Genomic DNA, 19,728 nt, shown 5'->3' on the forward strand with positions numbered 1-19,728 from the left:
ATGATACAATGTTTCATCCAGGTTTGTTTTTCTAAAGATACCCATATTAATAATCGAGTCCCATAACCTCTCGGACTGTACTCAAATTTTTACAAGCCACTTCTCGTGCCGACTCGCTTCCTTCAGAAACAATTCGTTTTACTGAACTTAAATCAGATTCATATTCAGCAATTGATTCCTGAATGGGTTGTAACTCTTTATTAATCGCATCGACAACCGGTCTTTTACATTCAATGCACCCAATTCCAGCAGTACGACACCCTTTTTGTACCCAATCTCTAACTTCATCATTTGAGTAAATTTTATGGAATTGCCAAACCGGGCATTTTTCTGGTTCACCAGGATCAGTTCGTTTGATACGAGCAGGATCAGTTGGCATTGTCAATACCTTCTTCTCAACCTGCTCAGGAGGTTCTCTGAGCATAATAGTATTATGATAAGACTTAGACATCTTTTGTCCGTCAAGACCAGGCATTTTTGCAGTTTCTGTAAGTAATGGATAAGGTTCAGGTAGAATAATTTTACCGCTACCCTCTATGTAACCTAATAGACGCTCTTTATCACCGATGGACAAATTAGGTTGATCTTCTAAAAGAGCTTGTGCTGTTTTAATCGCTTCGTGATTTCCATGCTCCTGAAACTGTCGACGTAATTCACTATAATATTTACCGTTCTTTTTCCCCATTTTCTTAATTGCTTCGGCTGCTAATTCCTCAAAATTAGGCTCCTTGCCATAAATATGATTAAACCTGCGTGCAATTTCTCTGGTAAGTTCAATATGCGATACCTGATCTTCACCAACAGGAACATAATCGGCATGATAAATCAGTACATCAGCGCTTTGTAAAAGAGGATAGCCTAAAAAACCATACGTCGATAAATCTTTTTCTTTCAATTTTTCTTGCTGATCTTTGAAACTAGGTACTCGCTCTAACCATCCCAAAGGAGTAATCATAGATAAAAGTAAGTGCAGTTCCGCATGTTCAGGAACCCAGGATTGAATAAATATTCGAGACAAGCCAGGATTAACCCCACAAGCAAGCCAATCCACAATCATATCCCACAGATGTTTTTCTATAAAGCCAGGTTCATCATATTGTGTTGTTAAACCATGCCAATCAGCTGCAAAAAAGAAGCAATCATATTGATGTTGTAATTTAATCCAATTTTTTATTACACCATGATAGTGTCCAAGATGTAATCTGCCACTAACTCTCATTCCAGAAACAACTCGTTTATTGGAACTAAATAATGCTGACATCAATATCCTCTTTATAAAATTAATTAATTAGACCTCTTTGGGGACTCGCTGCAGAGAGAGAAGGGTACACGCCAGTACATGAGGATTCGAGCATCACCGTATCGACGAAACAATTCTCTTCTGCAGTAGAGTCTCAAAAGAGATCTATTTACCTAAAGGGTTCAGGATCACCTTTACCCTCTCTTATTATCACTGGATAATCACCAGTTAAATCGACTACTGTTGTAGGCTCTTGCCCACAATGGCCACCATCAATAACCAAATCAATCTGCTCTCCCAAAATATCGCGAATCGCTTCAGGTTCGCTCAATGGAGCCTTAGCACCAGGAAGAATTAAAGTAGTACTCATTAAAGGCGCTTCAAGACATTCCAACAATGCTAGTGTAATATTATTATCTGGAACACGTAATCCCAGAGTTTTTCTTTTTGGATGCAACATTAAACGAGGTACTTCATGTGTTGCATTAAGAATAAAAGTATAAGCCCCAGGTGTGAATGCTTTCAATAATCGGAATATAGGATTAGATACTCTCGCATAAGTACCAAGCTGAGATAAATCTCGACAGACAAGAGTCATATTATGATTTTTGTCCAATTGCCGTAATCGCCTGATACGCTCAAGTGCCGCTTTATTACCTAATCCACAACCCAGGGCATAACCTGAGTCTGTAGGATAAACAATTAATCCACCTTCCTCAATAATATTCACCGCTTTCCTCAACAAACGAGCTTGCGGATTATCAGGATGTAATGCAAAAAACTGACTCATAAAGTCCCCTGTTAGATGTTCCATTCATGCCAAATAGGTGTACAGTTTACTGGCAGCCGTTTTTGACTTCCGAGGTTTACACGCGAAACAAAATCACCATGATAATCTGAACCAGAAGAAGCTAACAAATGAAATCTTAGGCATGTAGCAGCCATTTCATTCACTTCAGTTACTGTCATTTCACCTGAAACCACTTCTATTCCTACTCCACCAGTCTCTTTAAATTCGTTAATTAACTCATGCAATTTAGAACGCGTCAATCCGTATTTAAGTGGATGAGCGATAACTGCCTGACCATCTGCAGCAATAATACCCTCTACTGCTTCCTGAATACTAATCCAGGGGGTAGGAACATAGGCAAATTTACCTCTACCTAGAAATCGTTTAAATGCCGTACTAAGATCATGAGCTTTACCTTCATTAACAAGAAGCTGCGCAAAATGAGGTCTTCCCACTCGCTCATGGCCCGCTAATTCGCATGCTTTTAAATAAGCATCTGAAATACCGAGTGAAGCTAATGCCACTCCTATTTGCTGAGCACGTGCTACCCTGCTTTGGTTTTGTCGTTCAATCAGTTCAAGAAGGCCTACAGTATGATTAATTTGGTAACCTAGAATGTGTAACTCGTGTTTTTTCCATCGGACGCTAAGCTCGATACCATTAATTATTTTTATCGATGTTAATGAAGCCGCTTGTAATAATTCAGGATAGCCTGCGACGGTATCATGATCTGTAAGCGACAGACACCTAATTTTTTGGTTTTGTGCTTTTTGTATTAATTCTGTTGGACTTAATGCCCCATCAGAAAAATAGCTATGGCAATGAAGGTCGATCATGAATTAATGTTAATATCAAAAAAGATGATTGTAGCATAAATCTTGCAGAAGATGAGCTTTCTGCACTATTCTTGTGTGCTTATACATCCTGGTACAGTCAAAAAATATAATAATACTATACTCATAATATATATACTTTATTGAGGAAAACCAAAAGATAATGATTCATAATGTTCATCATGTTAAATTATGTCGAAAGTCAATTGCAGCGCGAAATAACAAACAAGCTGATTTTCTTGATGCAATTGATCGCTCTGACATAACCTTTGCTGTTGGCCCTGCTGGAACAGGGAAAACTTATTTGGCTGTTTCTAAAGCCATACAATGTTTTGAAAAAGGTGAAGTCCAAAGATTAATTTTTGTAAGGCCAGCAGTTGAAGCTGGAGAAAAATTAGGGTTTCTTCCAGGAGATTTAGTTGAAAAAGTCCTTCCTTATTTAAGACCCATTTATGATGCACTCTATGAAATGATAGGTTTTAAAGAAACACAAAAATTGATTCAAACAGATATTATCGAAGTTTTGCCCTTAGCATTCATGCGTGGCAGAACTTTAAATGAGGCATTTATCATTCTTGATGAAGCACAAAACACAACCATTATGCAAATGAAAATGTTTTTAACGCGTATAGGTTTTGGTTCAAAAGCTGTAGTCACCGGAGATATGACCCAAGTTGATTTGCCAAAAGGTATTGATTCCGGACTCGCCCATGCAGTAGGATTATTCAAAAAAATACCGGAAATTAGTATTCATACGTTTACAAGTCGTGAAGTAGTGCGACATCCGTTAGTATCTAAAATTGTTGATTGCTATGATAATGCATCAACAGGAAAAAAATAAATGAGTTATTATATCGATATTCAAAATGCAACTGATGAGCCACTCCCTGTTAGTGAAGAAGAATTAACACATTTGGCCTCATTGGCTTTAAGGGATTATCAAAAAGAAGCTGAACTCACTGTTCGTTTGGTTACGGCAGAAGAAATGATCCACTTAAACTATACATACAGAAAGCAAAATAAAACAACCAATGTATTGGCATTTCCCAGTGCTTTACCGCCTGAAATTCAATTGGAATGCCCGCTATTAGGCGATGTTATTATTTGTCCGCAAGTCTTGTTAGAAGAAAGCAAGCAACTTAAAAAAACTTTAGAATCGCATTGGGCATTGATTTTGATTCATGGAATCTTGCATTTATTGGGCTATGATCATATTAAAGATGATGAAGCAGTCATAATGCAAGCTATTGAAATTAAATTATTAGCTGAACTTGGATTTTCTAATCCTTATGACGCAGAGGGTAATGAACTTGAATAAAGAGGAAGATAGTAGTAAGTGGTTCGCTCGCTTTAAACAGTTTTTGCAAGGAGAACCACAAAATCAAGAGGAGCTTGTAAGTTTATTAAGAGACGCTCAAATTCGTTCTCTTATCAGTGCTGAAACTTTAGCAATGATTGAAGGGGCAATTTCTTTCTCCAAAATGCGTGTTCGCGACATCATGTTGCCCAAAAATCAGATGGTTTGCATCAAACAAGACGATGAATTCGGCGATATTATTAAAACAGTAACCCAAACAGGCCATTCAAGATTCCCGGTAATTGCTGGTGACTCCGATGAGGTCATTGGGATATTGCATGCAAAAGATTTATTACGCTATCAATCTACTAACCTTGACACCTTTGATTTGCTGGATATTTGTCGTCAAGTTACTTTTGTTCCTGAAAGTAGACGCTTAGACAGCTTACTCAGTGAGTTCCGCAGTAACAAAAATCACATGGCCATAGTTGTAGACGAATATGGTGAAGTTTCAGGCTTTGTAACTATTGAAGACATTATCGAACAGATAATTGGCGACATTGAAGATGAATTTGATATCGATGAAGACGCCTACATTAAAGTACATGAAGACGGGCACTATATTGTTAAAGCCCATATGCCCATTGATGAATTCAATGAGCAACTTAAAGCAGATTTTAGTGATGAATTTTATGATACAATAGGTGGTATTGTAATGAATAGTTTTGGTCGTTTACCTTCACGAGGGGAAACCATTACGATTGATTCTTTTGAGTTTAGGATTATTAATGCAGATGCTAGAAGAATCAAGTTAATGGAATGTATTGATAAACGCAAGGCATAATAAAGTATGAATGGTAATATTCTCATAATTGATGACGATATAGAATTGACCGATTTACTAACCCAATATCTGGAACCAGAGGGTTTCCATGCTATTTGTGTGCATGATGGTGAAAGCGGGGTGAAAAAAGCCTTAAATCAGACTTTTGATGCAATTATTCTTGATGTCATGTTACCTAAACTAAACGTTTTTGAGGTATTAAAGGCTATTCGTGAACATCTGGAAACTCCCGTCCTCATGTTAACTGCTCGGGGCGATGATATCGATCGTATTGTAGGTCTGGAAATAGGTGCAGACGATTATTTACCTAAACCATGTAATCCACGTGAACTGGTAGCTCGTTTACGGGCAATTTTAAGACGTACTCAAAAAATTCCCACATCAAGACCTATCATCGAACAACATAATATTGTAGTTGACTGTTCCAAGCGTCATGTAACTATGGCCGGAAATTATCTTGAACTCACAAATGCTGAGTTCAATATTTTAGAGATGCTTATTAAATCACCAGGACAAGCATTTTCAAAAGAAGAACTTACCGAATATGCTCTTGGCAGAAAATACACTGCATATGATCGTAGTATCGATGTTCATATCAGTAACTTAAGAAATAAATTAGGTGATAACCCTCAAGGTGAACCTATAGTTAAGACTGTTCGCGGATTTGGATATATGTTTAATGCGTAGTTTGTATTGGAAAATTTTTATTTCATTTTGGTTAGCTACAATACTTATCATTTTCACTACCGCCTGGGTAATCAGTCATATTGTACAAAAATCATCATTACCTGCCCAAGAACAATTATTTATGGACAGTTACGCAAATGCCGCGGTTGCAACTTATGAATCAGGAAGACAAACTGCACTATTAAAATGGCTGAATAAAATTGGTATTTCGCGCCATATGTCAATTTATTTATTAACCAGTACTGGTGAAATTATTGGAACCCAGGCTGCACCAGCAAATGTGAAAAAAGTTGCAGAAAATCTGCTCCAGGATCAGTTGAGTGAAGGTATTTTAAAATCAGGGAAACTTATTGTTAGTCATGAAATTTTATCCACTTCAGGAAAATTTTACCGGCTTGCTGCAGTGAGTGAAAAACCTATCTATCATTTTGTCGGGGTTCCCTGGGCTGGCCTAGCGATTCGTCTCGTTTTAGCAACATTTATTAGCGGTCTTATCTGTTATTTATTATCACGATACTTAACCCAACCCTTGCGCTCTTTGGGAATGGCAGCCAAATCAATTGCTACTGGAAAGTTAAATACACGTGTTGGTCGTTTAAGAGGACATTACAATGACGAAATAGCTCAATTAAGTCATGAATTTGATCGTATGGCAGAGCAACTGGAAACATTAGTCAACTCAAAAGAAAGATTGTTACAAGATATTTCACATGAATTACGTTCCCCTCTCGCTCGCTTGCAAATTGCTATTGAATTAGGGCGCAATAAAACACTTCATTTGGCAGATACTGAGTTTAATCGCATGGAGCTTGAATGCTCCAGGTTAAATGCTTTAATCACTGAGGTACTGGAATTTGCTCGCTTGGAAAAATCAACAACTGATCTTAATTTAAACGAAATTGACCTTTCTGTTCTTTTATTCGATGTCATTAACGATGCCAATTATGAAGTTGGAGAAGAAACGCCTCGTGTTAAAGCAGGAATAATTGAACCGTGCTGCTTATTAATCGATGAACGCCTGATTCACAGAGCAATAGAAAATGTAGTGCGCAATGCACTCCATTACTCACCTGCCAGCGAACAAATTATTGTTTCATTAAAATATGATGAAACTAAAGAACATGTATATATTGATATCAGTGATAAAGGTCCAGGCGTACCTGAAAGTCAACTAGAAAGAATATTTAATCCATTTTATCGTGTAGACACATCAAGAACAAAAAAAACGGGTGGGTATGGTTTAGGGTTAGCCATCGCTTTTCGTGCAATTCAATTACATCATGGTGAAATTACGGCTTTAAATAATCCTGATGGAGGATTGCTTGTACGAATCATTCTTCATTCAGCACCTCAAATCAAAAATAAAGCATCTGAATTGAATTCAGTTATGGATGCATTAACTACATAATATCTCATATGAAGTGGAACTGTTTTTCTCTGTCTAATTAAGGTACAATATGCCGGGTAATAGAAGCATTAGGATCACTTTTATATGACCATAGCCCAGAAATTAGATAAAGCAAGTGGTGTCTTTTTCTTCACTGGCTTTTTGCTTTCAAAGCTCCAGTATATCCCTTTCCCGCTCGCATCAGCTATTTTCAGATTCGTTTCATTAGGAATCTATTCACTTGCATATCTCTCTTGGCTTACAGCGTCTCTTCTCCACCCAGATCATCCAGTGAATTACCGCAAATGGTACGGTTTTGCGCAAATTAAAGAACAATTCCTGTTGTCCTCATTTGTAGGATTAACTGCGACAATAATCAGTGTTGCTGCCGTTTTTATACCTGCTCTATTTCCTCCAGCAGCATGGCTTTTCCTGATTGGTAATGCAATATGGGCAATTGGAGAATATCATAAATTTAAAAATCCGCCGAAAGATGATGCGAACTACTCATCGGCGCGACAAAAAAGTTACGTATCTTATGCGGTGACATCAACCTCTATAAGTCTGGTCGCAGCAGTTGCAGCTACCCTTATATTTTTCTTTCCGCCCATGGCAATACCAATTACTATTTTTTCTCTGATTATTTGTGCAGGACTTGGTGCATTGGCATTTGAATTTTGGCTAAATTGCACTTTTGGAAATCATAAACCAGACCAAACTCCAGAAAGTTACACAGAGATGGGCGATAGCTTAGGTCCTTCAATTTCAGAAGAGCCTTCTAACTCACCAGAACCAGGTTACTTCAACTGTTTATTTCCCAAATCAACAAAAAAATCCTCTACCTCTAATACTATTGAATTGTCAGATATTCTAGATATTAAAGAAAATCAAGAGGAGCATAGTCTTCAGAGCAAGACTCTTTTATAATTGACTCCCTTCAGTTTTAATTGAGCTTCATTATGGATCAAACAATTGCGAAAATGATTTCAAATGCACATAAGGCACTTGCCAATTCTTACTCACCCTACTCTAAATTTAGCGTAGCCTGTTGTATTTGTACCGATAAAGATAATTTATATACAGGTGTCAATGTAGAAAACAGCTCTTATGGTTTGGCAGTGTGTGCAGAAACCTCAGCAATTTCTGCCATGGTGTCTGCAGGCGAGCAACGTATTAAAAGTATGGTTGTACTGGCAGGAACAAATTTATTATGTTCGCCTTGTGGGGCATGCAGGCAAAGAATTTATGAATTTTCAACACCTGATACCGTGATCCATCTATGTGATAAAAATTCAATATTACATAGCGTAAAGATTAATGGACTATTGCCCTTGGCTTTTAAATTTGATTTTAACCCGTAGGGTCTGTTTACATTTCGCAAGCTTGAGCCCAAATGCCCAGACTTTCCGTGCACTGAAGTGCGGAAAATCAGGACAGTTTGACCAAAACAGAAGAAATGGAAACAGCCTCTAATTAATAGGAAGATTTTTATGACAGATACTGCACCAAAGCAGAGTTATGCCCATTTAGCAGCAAATTATATTAAAAAATTATATCCTTCATTTAAACCAACCATAGGTGTGGTATTAGGATCAGGTTTAGGTAAATTTGCTGAGGAATTACAAGATTCGATTCGAATCAGTTATGAAGAACTGCCTGGATTTCCCAAAATAACTGTTCAAGGTCACGGTGGTAATTTAATTTTTGGGTATTGGAATAATGTAGGTGTTGTATGTTTACAAGGTCGAGCCCATACATATGAAGGTTTGGAAAATTATGAAACAGTTAAAACCTATATTCGTACTTTAAAACTCTTAGGATGCGATTATTTCATTGCCACTAATGCATCAGGCTCCTTAAGAGAGGATGTTGGTCCAGGTGAATTGATGCTTATTTCCGATCATATTAATTTGCAGCCCAGTAATCCTCTAATTGGCCCTAACGATGATAAGTTTGGTCCAAGATTTTATCCTTTAGACAACGCTTATGATAAAGAAATGCGTTTTGACTTATTATCCATTGCTGCAAAAAACTCAATCCGACTTACAGAAGGGGTTTATATCTCTGTACTCGGCCCGCATTATGAAACAGCTGCTGAAATCAGAGCATTTAAACTTTGGGGAGCAGATGCTGTAGGGATGTCTACGGTTCCAGAAGTATTGGTGGCAAATCATTGTGGTATGCATGTAGCAGTTATTGCTATGATTACCAACTATGCTACAGGCCTTTCAAAAACAGCCCACAGCCATGAATCGGTGATTGCGATGGCAGAAAGTGCCTCAGAAAAACTTAATTTCATTCTAAAACAGTACATTGCGAGTTTAAAATGAGTTTAGAAACCCATTTTAATGAAGTTATGGAAGCATTGCTTGGCGGTTACTCTAAGAATACCATTACCACCAAGCAACTGATTCACTCCATTGATCTTACCCTCTTGGATGAATGCGCGACCATTGAATCACTGAACCAATTAAAATACAGTGCAAATCAAAACCAGGTTGCTGCACTATGTGTTTATCTGCAGCATCTCGATCAATTCTCTTCGCAAAATACCATTGACTTAGCTACAGTGATTAATTTTCCGCAAGGAATTGAAGAGGTGGCTGATTCAATTGCATCTATAGAAAAAGCGATTCAATTGGGTGCTGCAGAAATTGACTATGTCTTTCCTTATCCTCTTTATCTAAAGGAACAAAAGCAAAAGGCTTTAAATCAATGTGAGGCTATTGCGCAATTATGCAAACAGCAAAAACTTGTTTTAAAAATTATTTTAGAAACGGGTTCTTTTCCTGATATGGAAACCATTTACAATGCAAGCAAAGAGTTAATTGAATTAGGATGCGATTTCATTAAAACCTCAACAGGTAAAATCCAAGCAGGAGCATCTTTATCGGCGGTATTTGCAATATTATGCGCTATTCAAGATACAAACACATATTGTGGGATCAAGATTTCAGGAGGCATTAGAAAACCACAGCACGCTTATAATTATGCACGACTCGCAGAGTTAATGCTTGACAAGCAAATTAATAAGAGCTGGTTTCGAATCGGTGCCAGCAGTTTATTGGAAGAACTGTTAAAAATAAATTAATTCTCGGTTATACTGCGCAAGGCCGCAAAATTAATGTTAATGTGACCCGGATAATTCCCTATTTGCTGAACGATACTATCTAACTAATAGGTCTATTATTTTCGGTCATGTTCCTAACTGGAGTTTAAGCCCTATGAATCGAAAAAACTTATTTAAGTCCGTTTTAGTATTACTTTTTAGTTTTATTTTATTCAGCTGTAATAAAGCATTACCTCCTGGTGAATATGATTCAGCTGAAGTAGGTAAAGTTAAAAAAGTCATTCCAGGCACAATTATTTCAAAGCGACCTGTAAATTTGCGTCGAAACATGAGCAATATTACTAAAAACACAAATAATAGTTTTGAGGATAATGGCTACAGTCAATCGCGTGGTGTTGAGTATGTGATTCGATTAAATTCAGGCGGAATTATTTCTGTAGTTCAGGCGGAAGATCTCAAGCTAAAAACAAAGCAAAAAATTCTCGTAATCTATGGAAAAAACACACGTGTAGTTGCAGATAATGGTAGCGATGCCTATTAAAACCCGAACGCTACAGAGTGTACTAACAATTTCCTTAGTACTCCTACATACCGCGACTTATTCCTGAGCGATCCACGCGAAATTTAACCCTCCTACGTGCCGTGCATAAAGCGCAGTACGTAGGACTTTGAGTATAGTTTATTTAAAAACATAAAAATGACATTCAAGTTTCGCAAGGATCTCTCCGGACTTGTTCGCGGTATCCGTAATCTTAATTATCTAAATAATTTCTTTATAAGATAACGCCATTCTGAATTTAATTTTCAATGAGATTCCTCATCATTACTTTTAACTTGCAAGTTTAGCTTAATTCTCTTATAGAAAAAAACATTGTGTTGATTTTAGGAGTAGAGCTTATACTACCCTATAAAATGGCCAACCACATCAAGGCGCCATAATACACACTAACAATAAACGCTTTAAAACACTCTTCAGGTATTCTTTTACTAATTAACCTTTGTTGGTACATCAAGACGATTCCTGCCATAAACCAAAAAATATAAAACCATAAACTTATTTGATTCACCAGCGCCCAACATAACCACAAACTATGAAATAAACTTTGTAACACACCAATAATCATTCGATCGTAACTAGCAAAATAAATTGCAGTAGATTTCACACCAATGCGCAAATCATCTGCTTTATCGGCCATGGCATACATTGTGTCGTAAACAAGAATCCAGGAAAAATTGATTAAAAATAATAAAAAAAACTCACCATTTAAAGGAAGATCTGATGCAACATAAGCCATAGGAATTCCCATGGAGAACGCTAACCCAAGGATCAGTTGGGGAGCATCTAGAAAACGCTTACAAAAAGGATATAAAAAAGAAATAAATAATGCGATTAATCCAAAATAAAAACAATTTCGGGGTAACTGAACTAATATAAATAATGCAGCGAAAAGCAAGATTATTAATAAAAGAAAGGCTTCGGGCAAAGTAACTTCGCCAGAAGTTAATGGCCTTAATTTAGTGCGTGCGACATGTTTATCGATATTCCGATCTGCTATATCATTTATCACACAGCCTGCGGCTCGCATAAGTACAGTGCCACATAAAAAAAGGATAAAAAGCCTAAGTGTCGGCACGCCTTTATTTGCTAACCATAAAGCCCATGCTGTTGGAAACCAAAGCAATAAAATTCCCACAGGCTTATCAAAACGCATCAGCCGCCAATATGCATTCCATTTCATGAAGTAATACCCTCAAGTTCAGGGAACATAATTTCAGCTAAATAAAATGACTCCTTTTCCTGAAATAAAAACTCTGCAAGCCGAACCCAAAGTACGCCATCTACAAAACCCAAGTTTCTTTTTACCCAATAGTATTCCAAACACTGTTGATCAATTGGATAATTGATTGACTGGACACGATACACTTTATCTTCTTTAAAGATTAAATTTTTTATTGACTCATTTTCCAAACGGCCAAAAAAAGCAGGATCAAGATCATAACATTTTTTGGGAATAATGCTTCGAGCATACCAATAAGCAACATTGTGGCTTTTCATAACAATTTCGCGTTGAAAAACCAGCTTATCTTGAATTTGTAAAAAATTTTTATTCCACCAGTCCGTATTCGTCCAACATTGGGAAATCAGCTCAACTTGCGCATCACCTTTAATTTGGTGCAGTTTATCAGTCAATGAATCCTGATAATTAAGCCACTCTGTGAGTTGCTCAGAACTTTGTGCACTTATTGTAAAAATAGAATGAGTATCAATAGGCATGGATTTTAGTACATTACAAAATATATTCAGCAAGATCTTACAAAATTAACGCATCAGCGACAAGTTATTGCTAATTCTTATTCTACCAAGTCGATTTAATATGATAATAACCTGCTCATGGGTATTTTTATTAATTAAAATAAAACGTCCATTACTAATTGCTTGTCCTGGGTAAGTTGAGAATACAATCTGATTTGTGGAGCTTGCACCCTCCCAATTCAGATCCCAACAAGGATGACTCCATTGCCAGCGATAAATCGGTTCAATTTTATTTGTTTTTTTATTTAAAAAATTTAAAATCATACCATTTGACCAACTGGATGAAGCATCTAGAGGTGCAAGAGATACAGAGCTGCCAAGGATAATAGCCTGGAGTTTGGCATACTGTATTACAGTCCGCAATTCATCAATGAGTACTTTTTGCTCATTTTTTCTTATAAAATAAGTATATGAGCCAATACCAACTATTGATAAACTTAAAAACAATGCCATGGTTATCAATAATTCAAGCAGCGTAAACCCTTTTACTTTCATAAATAAAACTTATTTCCTAGTTACTTCCTGTTTGCGAGTTGCGAAATAAAATATCACAGTTTTATAAAATTACTAGAATTTCGTTACAATTCACTAGATTGAATTGCAAAGCCTTGATTTTTGCGTACTGAAGCGCAGCATACATAAAGGTATGGGAACATAAAAACGCAGAAAATCAAGACATTGCGGCTAAGATAACGGAGTTGTAAATAAACTCTACATACCAAAAGAAAAAGATTCCTCTAATTCTAAATCATCGTAATTGTCCTCACAGAAGATTCCATCAATAACTGTTTGCATAGGTTCACTTCCTCTGCTTAATGAACGAAGCAATCGAGGATGAGCTTTAGAATCCTTATGCAATAAACCTAATATGCGTAAACTTTGGGTAAAAGATAAATCCCAACGTGCAAAATACTCTTCTTTGTATATGTTTTTATTGCCTCTATTAAGCAACTCAAGTAATTGAACAAATGCTTCATATACCTTCTCACTGGGATTTTTTTTCAGTTCTTTTAATAAATTAATTGCAATATGAAAAATTACATGTGTTTCATTGTGAATTTTTGCAAAATGATTTAAACATGCAAAAGGTGTTTTCAATGAAAAAGAATGACGAGCAAAATCAAAGATTTTTTTGTCGGTACTGTCAGTGAATAATTCTTGTGATAATTTTAAAAGCACAGGATATACAGCAAGTAAAATCTTATGATGCTCATTCCCAATGGATGTAGATGAAGTATGTGGCATTATTTCATTGCCAAAAAAAGTTAGAGGACTCTCATCCTGTTTAGGACTTTTGGGCGAAGTTGCAGTTGTACTAAAGTAAAGGTTCCGCAGCTCTTCAGCTTGTTGTATTAGCTCCGTTCGATTAGGTACAGTAGACTCCTCAATAAGTCGATATACTATTTCAAACCAGCGCCTATCCCCTCGATAACAACAGTAAGAAAGTAATTCACCCAAAGAACTAAAAGTCGTATACATAAATTCTTCATTTTCATATTCTTCGGAGTCATTTTTTCGATACCGCATGTTCAAATAGTTGTTTGTCTCCTCGTAGCCTGCATCGATCATTTGTTTTCTAGTCTCTTCTCCTACTGTGAATGACGAACTTGATACATTATCGACATTGATCACGATGGATTGACATGCATATTTTCTCAACTTCAAGCGATCTTTTTCCCAACCGCTCGCCGGATCACTAACACCAGTTAGCAATCTATAAATCCAGTTTAATACAACATTTTCTCTATAAACCCTGTCCATAACCCGATCTATTGCCTTACGTTCAGGCCCATCATCAAACTTAACAGCCAATACTTTTAAGTTATTACCATATTCAGATTCAAGCAAGGTTGAATGGTCATCAGAAAAAGGCTCGGTGGGAAGATTATTTAATATACCGCCATCATTATGTTCTTCTCCATCAATAAGCGTTGATCTATAGACTATGGGAAAACTTGCAGATGTTTTAACTGCCTCACTTACCTCAAACGCTGGTGAGTGTAAAAAGGAAAAATATCGAGTTGTGCCCTGACGTTTATTTGTTGCTGTAACTACTAGCTCTTTTCCAATTCCACAACCAGGACATTTTTGCCGAATTGCTTCTAAAGTAGCAAAAGTAATTTTACCCTGTGGGTATGGGATTTGATATTCGGTAACAATTTGATTCAATTTATAAGCAATTGCATAATCAAGCGCGGTCTTTAATGAGTTTGCTTCAGAAAATCCATTGATATTGATATCAAAATGAACCAAATGTTCATGCTTGAAATGTTTAAATAATTCTTCAATTTCAGATGCAGAGTAACCTAAATAGCACAATAAAGCCATGATGGCACCTGCTGAACTCCCAGCAAATTTATCAGGGTATATTTTGGCTTCATTTAACGATTTCCAGACGCCAACATGTGCAAAAATTTTTGCACCACCACCACAAAACACTATATTTTCAATATTAGGTTTTCTTTCTCTAACCAGAATCTCATGTGATTTTAAAAATCGGAAAATCTCAATTTTTTTTGTTTCATAGAGCGATACTACTTGTTTCTCTTTAATTGATTTACTTTTAACTTTTTCATCATTTAACCAAGGAAAAAACCAACTCCAAATTCGAACATACCATGGCTTCAGTGACATAAAACGCTGCATTTTTCGGTAATCATGCATTTTATCCAGACGTTCTTGGGGATCGGATACTTCTATAGATTGTGGATGAGGACTTTTGCATACTGATTCAAATTTGATATTTTTTATATTAAGCGCAATGAGCTTATCAACCAATTTATCAGTAATAAAAACTCGTTTGGTATTCCCTAGAGGCTCTTGCTGTGAATCATTAGGATCATTATATTTTGTCCCTATACCCGGGACTAGAAATTGATTGAAACCAATCAATATACCATGATTACCATGACACATTTGAATACCAGTCAATTGATAATGGGATATATTTTTAAGTGATAAATCTAAATCACTTATTTTCCAATGTTCTTGATATTTCCCCTGAAACCAACTTACTATCCTACCCCACCATGTTAAGGCGACCTCGGCTGTAAAACCTCGATATTCATTCACCGTGACGCCACTTAAAAATGCCTTGGTTTTATCCTTTTGATGGGGCTCCAAAAACCATTGCTTAAACAATGCTCTTTTTTCATCGCTTAAACGGGTAAAATCGAACATTATTTGTTCGTTATCAAATAGATAGTTACCAAAAGCAATTTTATTATCAGGTGGTAAACCATTAATTTGCAGGCGCCCTAAATAAGCCGTAATGATAATTTTTTTTAATAAATCCAGATTTTGAGGATATTGGTGTGCGTCAGATGCAAGCAACTGACTTATTACGTGTTGTGGTGTCATGACTTATCCTTAAGTTATGATAATCCATTAACGTTCAGCAATAATTTAATCACTATTCCCAGTTGTATATTGCTCAATTGATCTTGCTTTAATTAACTTGATTCTTAGTTCTCTCCATTACCTCTCTTGTTCTAACTATATGATGACGATGCTCTTTGTTTTATTATTTTTAACCATCACAAATATATTTAACACAAATTTATCAGAAATTAAATAGAGCAAAAACTATTCGGATCGTTTCATTGATTTGAATCGTCCATACTTCGAATGATTGTAATATCAAGAATATGAAGAAATTGTGGGTTAAAGCAGAACTGCAGAATTTCATGAAGTAAAAATTGCCAGATTAACAGTCCATGGACAGCTATGAATAATTGTGTTTTATTTACTCAATTCACAAGTAGTTTCTGCCATCCCCGCGCAGGGATCCATTTCTATATTGGCAATGTGCTCCATCATGGATGGATTTCTGCCTTCGCAGGAATAATAGCTAAGTTTGGCAGCTATGGACTGTAAAGCCTATAGTTTTTTTGAAAGTTCAATCCCTACCCTACGTGGAAAGAATTAAATATTCTGTATACTACTTAAAATTTCATCTACAACTAGTTCCGGATTAGTCGCTTGAGTGATTGGACGCCCTACTACTAGAAAATCGCTACCTTCTTCAATAGCTTGTTTAGGAGTCATTACTCTTGATTGATCATCATTTGAATTACTCGCAAGTCTAATACCTGGAGTAACCGTAATAAATTGGTCATTACAAGCACTTTTTATTATTTTCACCTCTTGAGCAGAACACACTACACCATCCAAACCTGACTCTTTGGTCAAAATTGCCAAATTCTTCACCTGGTCCATTACTGGTGCATTCACTCCAATAGCAGTTAGTTCATTTTGGTTAAAACTAGTTAAAACAGTTACCGCAATTAATATCGGTCTATTAACACCATAAGAATCAATTGCTTTTCTTGCAGCCTGCATCATGCTCATTCCGCCTGAAGCGTGAACATTCATCATCCAAACCCCCAGATCAGCTCCCGCTTTGCAAGCTCTTGCAACCGTATTAGGAATATCATGAAATTTTAAATCTAAAAATACTTTAAATTGTTTTTTAATCAGTTGTTTCACAAAGTGTGTCCCAAGCAGTGTAAAAAGCTCACTGCCCACTTTTAATGCACAACTTGTCGGATCAAGTTTTTCAACCAAATTTAAAGCATCGTGCTCCTTATCAAAATCTAATGCAACAATTAGTTTAGGCATCATTTATGCTATCGCCTCTTCTTTATGTACTTCCAGAGCACTTTTTACCGCGCTAACAATTCTCGTTTGCTCCGCTTCTTGTAAATAAGGATGCATAGGTAAGCTGATAACTCGGCTGCTTGCGTATTCTGCATGTGGAAAATCACCCATTTTATAGCCTAAATAGGCCATGGCTGTTTGCTGATGTAAAGGTACTGGATAATGAACGGCTGTAGGAATTCCTGACTCTTGCATCGCTTTTTGAAATGCATCACGATTATTTACTTCAATAGTATATTGTGCATAAACACTGGTATTATAACTATGAACAAACGGTGTTTTGACTAAAGGCGAAAGCATTTGATCATAAGACCTGGCAACTCGTTGACGCATGATGATTTCATCTGGAAAAAGTTTCAGCTTTTCAATTAAAACAGCTGCTTGGATTGTATCCATTCGTCCATTAATTCCTATACGATTATGGCAATAACGTGCATTTTGGCCATGAATTCTTATTTCAATAAGTTTTTGGGCTAAAGCATCATCATTGGTAAAACAGGCTCCGGAATCTCCATAACCACCTAAAGGTTTGGAGGGAAAAAAGCTGGTGCATCCAATCGTTGATAAAGCACAAGAATACTTACCTTTATAAGTCGCTCCAAAACTTTGTGCTGCATCTTCAATTACTGGGATACCGTAGCGAGCAGCAATAGAATTAATTTCATCATGATCAGCACATTGGCCATATAATCCAACTGGCATTATTGCCTTAGTTTTACTAGTAATTGCCGCTTCCAACTGATCAGGGTCCATATTATAAGTAAGCGGATCAATATCTACAAAAACAGGCTTAGCTTGACAAAGACTAATCACCTCTGTGGTAGCAAAAAAACTAAAAGGAGTGGTAATTACTTCATCGCCTGGCTGAATTTCCAAAGCCATTAATGCCATTAATAAAGCATCAGTTCCACTTGAATTGACAATGGCATGTTTCACCCCTATAAAATCAGCCAATTGCTTTTCAAGGTGTGCAATTTCAGGCCCCATGATGTATTGACCATGATTCAAAACGTTTTTAATGCTAGTCAAAATTTCGTTTTCTATTATTGAATATTGTTTTTTTAAATCGATAAATTGCATCATAATCTCTTAAAAATTGGTTAATATCCTTCCAATCCATGGACAGGTTTCATTCTTCCCCAGTTTTTACAACTGGGACAATGCCAATGAAGATGTTTTCCACCAAAACCGCAATGAACACATCGATAAACTGGCTTATTGTCTAAAAATTTACTGGTTATATCATAAAGCATTTGTAACTTGTCACGCACTTTTCCGTGAGCAGACTCAAGATGCCAATAGATTAACTGATTTAAACCTCGAATTGATGGATGTTTGCTCAAATTATCGGCTACAAAATCTATCGCTGCATCCATATTTTTTTGTTGTCTCAAATACTCTGCTATTACAAAAATTACTGAAGCTCTGGGATTATCCTCTAAGGTCTCTTCAAGATACTTGACGCACTCATCCATTGTATTTAATTCTTTATGACATATAACTAAAGGTTCGATAATTTCAGTTAAAAAATCAGCATCTTGTTGAGGAATGCGTTTTAATGAACGAATTGCTTGTTTGAAACGGCCTTCTTTCATTTCAAGGCTTGCATTCATTAAACTTGCTCGAACTGATTGATTGTCGACAGATATTGCCTGTTTAATACAATAAGCCGCCTTATCAATTGCATTTGTTTTTAATGCCTGATTGGCCATTTCACAATAGTAATGCGCCGCTTGATTATGAAAACTTGTCCCGGTCGAGATCTCCAGTTTTTTAATCACATCTAAAGCTTTTTCCCATGCTTTTTCTTGTTGATAAATCGCTAATAAGCCATGTAAACTACTTGTTTCTTTAGAGCCCCCCAATTCTACAACCTCTAAAAAAATTCGTTCTGCACGATCAAATAAACCAGCGCTCATATAATCCTGGCCTAGTGCCATTAAAGATTCTTTTCTTTGCAAAATACTTAGCTGGGGTCTTGCGATTAAATTTTGATGTATCCGTATGGCTCTATCTACTTCGCCACGGCGTCTGAATAAACTTCCCAATGCAAGATGTGTTTCTACAGTATCGCTATCGACTTCTAATAATTTAATAAAAACATCAACGGCCTTATCCGGTTGCTCATTTAGAAGATAATTTAATCCGACAACATACTCACGGGATAAACGATTATAAAAAGTTGGATCTTCCTTAGGTTTGCTACGATTTGCCATCCACCAACCAGACCAAGCAGCAGCAGGCAATAGTAATGGCCATAAATCTATCATTATTACCCTCCTCTGTGCATGTCAAGTTTATAATAATAAAAAAACTAATGCTGATCTTGCAATGGAATTGATCGCAAATTTTTAATTTCTTTTTCAGTCAATTTTAATTGGTTTTTAATTTTGTGGCATTCAGCTTTTAAACGCCAATATCGCCACATAAAAAGTATAAATCCTATTAAAATACCAATGCCCAGCATAATTGTCATAAGAACAGAGATAGGCATTGATATGACTTTAAAATAAAAATTAACATCTACCGAAGTAGCATTTAGAGCAGCAAAACTAACGCCAATAATGATCAAAAGTATATAAATAACCAGCATTAATATGCGCATAA

General features: G+C 36.4%; 21 protein-coding genes. 10 read left to right on the top strand and 11 right to left on the bottom strand.

What is annotated here, in order from left to right; genetic code table 11:
* Positions 1–46: 46 nt before the first annotated feature.
* The 3 genes from DY223_RS08965 to DY223_RS08975 form a co-directional block, all read right to left on the bottom strand.
* A complete protein-coding gene (locus tag DY223_RS08965; RefSeq protein WP_058459804.1) occupies positions 47–1,261 on the bottom strand; it encodes a tryptophan--tRNA ligase in 1,215 nt (404 codons plus the stop codon).
* 148 nt (positions 1,262–1,409) lie between these two features.
* Positions 1,410–2,030, bottom strand: a complete 621-nt coding sequence (locus tag DY223_RS08970; RefSeq protein ID WP_058459803.1) for an L-threonylcarbamoyladenylate synthase — start codon at positions 2,028–2,030, stop codon at positions 1,410–1,412.
* 11 nt (positions 2,031–2,041) lie between these two features.
* Positions 2,042–2,866 (bottom strand): PHP domain-containing protein, encoded by an 825-nt coding sequence (locus DY223_RS08975; protein WP_058459802.1) that lies wholly within the window; start codon positions 2,864–2,866, stop codon positions 2,042–2,044.
* A gap of 160 nt (positions 2,867–3,026) precedes the next feature.
* Here DY223_RS08975 and DY223_RS08980 point away from each other — a divergent pair, with 160 nt between their 5' ends.
* The 10 genes from DY223_RS08980 (at position 3,027) to DY223_RS09025 (ending at position 10,689) form a co-directional block, all read left to right on the top strand.
* Entirely contained in the window at positions 3,027–3,704 is a 678-nt protein-coding gene (locus DY223_RS08980; protein WP_082642451.1) for a PhoH family protein, read from the top strand.
* A complete protein-coding gene (gene ybeY, locus DY223_RS08985) occupies positions 3,705–4,181 on the top strand; it encodes an rRNA maturation RNase YbeY (protein ID WP_058459801.1) in 477 nt (158 codons plus the stop codon).
* Complete coding sequence (locus DY223_RS08990; protein WP_235810532.1) at positions 4,168–5,004, top strand: HlyC/CorC family transporter; 837 nt, start codon at positions 4,168–4,170, stop codon at positions 5,002–5,004. Before ybeY ends, DY223_RS08990 begins: the two co-directional genes overlap by 14 nt.
* Positions 5,005–5,010: 6 nt before the next feature.
* Positions 5,011–5,691, top strand: a complete 681-nt coding sequence (gene cpxR / locus DY223_RS08995) for a two-component system response regulator CpxR (protein ID WP_115684306.1) — start codon at positions 5,011–5,013, stop codon at positions 5,689–5,691.
* Positions 5,684–7,099, top strand: a complete 1,416-nt coding sequence (gene cpxA / locus DY223_RS09000; RefSeq protein WP_058459799.1) for a two-component system sensor histidine kinase CpxA — start codon at positions 5,684–5,686, stop codon at positions 7,097–7,099. Before cpxR ends, cpxA begins: the two co-directional genes overlap by 8 nt.
* Before the next feature lie 84 nt (positions 7,100–7,183).
* Positions 7,184–8,005: a hypothetical protein gene (locus DY223_RS09005; RefSeq protein ID WP_058459798.1), complete on the top strand. Its 822-nt coding sequence runs from the start codon at positions 7,184–7,186 to the stop codon at positions 8,003–8,005.
* Positions 8,006–8,037: 32 nt separating this feature from the next.
* Complete coding sequence (cdd, locus tag DY223_RS09010; protein WP_058459797.1) at positions 8,038–8,439, top strand: cytidine deaminase; 402 nt, start codon at positions 8,038–8,040, stop codon at positions 8,437–8,439.
* A gap of 129 nt (positions 8,440–8,568) precedes the next feature.
* A complete protein-coding gene (locus DY223_RS09015; protein WP_058459796.1) occupies positions 8,569–9,408 on the top strand; it encodes a purine-nucleoside phosphorylase in 840 nt (279 codons plus the stop codon).
* Positions 9,405–10,169 carry a deoxyribose-phosphate aldolase gene (gene deoC, locus DY223_RS09020; protein ID WP_058459795.1) on the top strand — a complete coding sequence of 255 codons (765 nt, stop codon included), beginning with the start codon at positions 9,405–9,407 and terminating at the stop codon, positions 10,167–10,169. The genes DY223_RS09015 and deoC overlap by 4 nt, the downstream gene beginning before the upstream one ends.
* A gap of 133 nt (positions 10,170–10,302) precedes the next feature.
* A complete protein-coding gene (locus DY223_RS09025) occupies positions 10,303–10,689 on the top strand; it encodes a hypothetical protein (RefSeq protein ID WP_058459794.1) in 387 nt (128 codons plus the stop codon).
* 364 nt (positions 10,690–11,053) lie between these two features.
* Here the strand turns inward: DY223_RS09025 and ubiA are convergent, their stop codons facing one another.
* From ubiA to DY223_RS09065, 8 genes are all read right to left on the bottom strand, one after another.
* Entirely contained in the window at positions 11,054–11,887 is an 834-nt protein-coding gene (gene ubiA, locus DY223_RS09030) for a 4-hydroxybenzoate octaprenyltransferase (protein WP_082642450.1), read from the bottom strand.
* Positions 11,884–12,423 carry a chorismate--pyruvate lyase family protein gene (locus tag DY223_RS09035; protein ID WP_058459793.1) on the bottom strand — a complete coding sequence of 180 codons (540 nt, stop codon included), beginning with the start codon at positions 12,421–12,423 and terminating at the stop codon, positions 11,884–11,886. Before DY223_RS09035 ends, ubiA begins: the two co-directional genes overlap by 4 nt.
* Before the next feature lie 45 nt (positions 12,424–12,468).
* Positions 12,469–12,957: a GspH/FimT family pseudopilin gene (locus DY223_RS09040; protein WP_058459792.1), complete on the bottom strand. Its 489-nt coding sequence runs from the start codon at positions 12,955–12,957 to the stop codon at positions 12,469–12,471.
* 216 nt (positions 12,958–13,173) lie between these two features.
* Entirely contained in the window at positions 13,174–15,822 is a 2,649-nt protein-coding gene (gene vpdC, locus DY223_RS09045; protein ID WP_058459791.1) for a Dot/Icm T4SS effector VpdC, read from the bottom strand.
* A gap of 564 nt (positions 15,823–16,386) precedes the next feature.
* Positions 16,387–17,085 (bottom strand): orotidine-5'-phosphate decarboxylase, encoded by a 699-nt coding sequence (gene pyrF / locus DY223_RS09050; protein WP_058459790.1) that lies wholly within the window; start codon positions 17,083–17,085, stop codon positions 16,387–16,389.
* The gene (locus DY223_RS09055; RefSeq protein WP_058459789.1) at positions 17,086–18,201 is read right to left on the bottom strand and encodes a DegT/DnrJ/EryC1/StrS family aminotransferase; all 1,116 of its coding nucleotides are present in this window, start codon (positions 18,199–18,201) and stop codon (positions 17,086–17,088) included.
* A gap of 20 nt (positions 18,202–18,221) precedes the next feature.
* A complete protein-coding gene (gene lapB / locus DY223_RS09060; protein WP_058459788.1) occupies positions 18,222–19,391 on the bottom strand; it encodes a lipopolysaccharide assembly protein LapB in 1,170 nt (389 codons plus the stop codon).
* A gap of 44 nt (positions 19,392–19,435) precedes the next feature.
* A complete protein-coding gene (locus DY223_RS09065) occupies positions 19,436–19,726 on the bottom strand; it encodes a lipopolysaccharide assembly protein LapA domain-containing protein (RefSeq protein ID WP_058459787.1) in 291 nt (96 codons plus the stop codon).
* Between the last annotated feature and the right edge of the window lie 2 nt (positions 19,727–19,728).

Source organism: Legionella bozemanae, assembly GCF_900450575.1.
Taxonomy (GTDB): Bacteria; Pseudomonadota; Gammaproteobacteria; order Legionellales; family Legionellaceae; genus Legionella; species Legionella bozemanae.